Annotated in this window: 2 protein-coding genes; one reads left to right on the plus strand and one right to left on the minus strand. The window is 48.9% G+C overall.

Annotated elements, in window-relative coordinates:
- The first annotated feature begins 192 nt into the window (after positions 1–192).
- Complete coding sequence (locus PG899_RS23910; protein WP_016351398.1) at positions 193–1,002, plus strand: DUF2877 domain-containing protein; 810 nt, start codon at positions 193–195, stop codon at positions 1,000–1,002.
- Positions 1,003–1,267: 265 nt separating this feature from the next.
- Here PG899_RS23910 and PG899_RS23920 read toward each other — a convergent pair whose 3' ends face one another.
- On the minus strand, positions 1,268–2,248 hold the full coding sequence (locus PG899_RS23920) for a YagK/YfjJ domain-containing protein (protein WP_230599496.1): 981 nt from the start codon (positions 2,246–2,248) through the stop codon (positions 1,268–1,270).
- Positions 2,249–2,356 lie beyond the last annotated feature (108 nt).

A 2,356-nucleotide genomic window follows, 5' to 3' on the forward strand; every position in this document is an offset into this window, starting at 1 on the left:
TAGTACTGAACATAGCTCCAAGACTACCTCTTAAGTTAAGAGGGGCGAAGTGTCTGGATCTTCAAGGGGCCAATCTACGGTCATTGCTGGCATTGCACCATACCGGTATCACATGACTGTCTGTTCAGCAGTTAGTGAAGCAGATCATAGAACTGTGATCCCCCTCGCCAATCCATGTTCAAGGAGCCTCTTTTGTCACAGCGTTCTCTCTCTGTCATTCGTGGTTGTCAGCGACTCCTGGCGATGCCAAAGCAGGATGTGTTGACCGTTCACTCTCGTTTTCAGCGAAGCTGCAATTTTATCTCGGACCAAGGTGAATGGTTGACTTTGGTGATAAATGGCGTGGCTTTGCCCCCGGCAGGGATGGAGCTGGCGACTGGATTGTTACCTGATGACATGCAGCCCGGGAGTCGCTGGCTTTGGCACGAGAATACACTGGTGGGGCCTCACTGTAAGATCCGGCTTGTCGATTGTCAGTGGCAGTCGACCCGCCTAACCTCGGGTCAGGGGAGCATGCCATGCCTGTTACCTTCGTTGGATCACTTCTTGTCATTAGCCCCTCCTGCAGGTGGTTTTTGGGCTCAATGGCATGGAGCAGACCATGACTATCTGTTTCCTCCATTAACAGCCCTGCAAAATTGGTTGGGTGGCACCAAGGTGGAGCTGGGTCCTGTTCTCACCCCTTTGCTGGGTTATGGGCATGGCCTGACACCCTCTGGCGATGACTTTCTGCTTGGGATTCTATTTGCTCTGGAGTGGACTGCATTTCAAGGGAGGGATGAGCTTATCGCTGCTTTGTTACCCCTTCTAACACGCACAACGGAGATCAGTTCTGTGATGCTTAAAATGGGGACAGCAGGTCATTATGGTGAGCGTTTGCTGCAACTGGTGACAGCCCGAAAAGAAGATGTTATGTGCGCCATTAAGAACATTGCGGATTATGGACACTCGTCAGGCCACGACATGTTATGTGGGATTAGATTTGCACTGGCAAACGGTTGAAAAACTGTGGGTTTAATCTAAATCGAACAGCCTGTAATGGCCTCACCAGCCTAAAGTGCCCGCTACACTCGGAGCTTTCTTCTTATTGGCAGATCAAGGGAATGTGGCTTTCTTATCGTGCTCACATACGCCATCGCGTCTCCTACCTGACAATTGTATTGTCAGAGACTAAAGTTTCCCGCCAGCAACGGTTGGAATCGGTATATTACCGCGTCTGTAAACGAGCGATGCTGCTCCCCCCTATATCTGTGCAAGCAAGGGTAATTCAGTATGTAAGTGCATAGCTGGAGCGCCTTGGCCTGCCAAGGCGAGGTTGGGGCGATGGTCTCTCCATACGCCCGAAGGTCCGACGACCGGCTGGTAATATCGCCAGTATTTGCGTATCCAGCTTGGTCAGATAACTCAGCGCATTAATCAGGTTTTGACACTTGGTTGTATCGCTGTAGTGGACCATCCCAATGCCATCAGTGCCCCATCGTTGATATTCCTCCCGCCTGACTTGGCAGTTGTAATAGCTCCCGTCATTGTCGGTCATGACCTCCCACAGCTCCCCCAGTGTTCTACCCAGCGAGATATCTCGTTGGTGTACTGCCCCATTAAAAATGAACGTAATGTGGGTATGAAAATATCTATCAACACCGTACTCCAGTTTCCAGATATACCCCACCAATGCAGGATATTTATTCTGTATTCGACGAAGGTAACTATTCCGGTCATTCGTCACGAGGTCTAACGTTAACTGGTCGTAGTAGTCTTCGTGATAGCCGATATCCAATCGGATGATTAATAGCTTGGCATGCTGGTCGAATAGGCTATTAACATACGTCGCTATACTGAGCTGATTGCTGTTCTCAACGCGTTTAAGGTTCTTGAGACGCTTTCGGTGTGCCTTACTCTTGCATTCTCTTAGAAACGCATACAGCGCGTTATTGATATCCTTGGCTAATTCATTGCCTTCATCACTATCGAGATATCGCTCATGGATGAGGTGCAACCCAAACACCTCTCGCATATGCGTTAGGAATAGCGCTACCGTTGGATGCGCTGACGATATCTCCTCATGACAATAAAAATAATCACACACAGTATTCAACGTATTAAAGAGTTGGGTTGATAGCTTACGGTCAATGCAAGTAATGCGTGACTTACCTGGGGCTGAATCAACAGCCATGACAATAGGAGGCGTTGTATTTTGGAGCAGGTCTGGTATGGATAGGATATCTAATAGTCTGACTGAGTTAAACATGATGGCCTCGCTTAGGCAGGAGTAACCCTACACCTGTCTCTTGATCAGATCTTGATCCCCTGCGCCATCAGATCCTTGGCGGCAAGAAAACCCTCCATTTTACTTTGC

It is taken from the genome of Aeromonas sp. QDB39 (assembly GCF_027707585.1).
GTDB classification, from domain to species: Bacteria; Pseudomonadota; Gammaproteobacteria; order Enterobacterales; family Aeromonadaceae; genus Aeromonas; species Aeromonas hydrophila.

What these genes read in the sequence shown, in the direction of transcription:
- PG899_RS23920 (WP_230599496.1), bottom strand. Translation starts at nt 2,248, where the DNA reads ATGTTTAACTCAGTCAGACTATTAGATATCCTATCCATACCAGACCTG.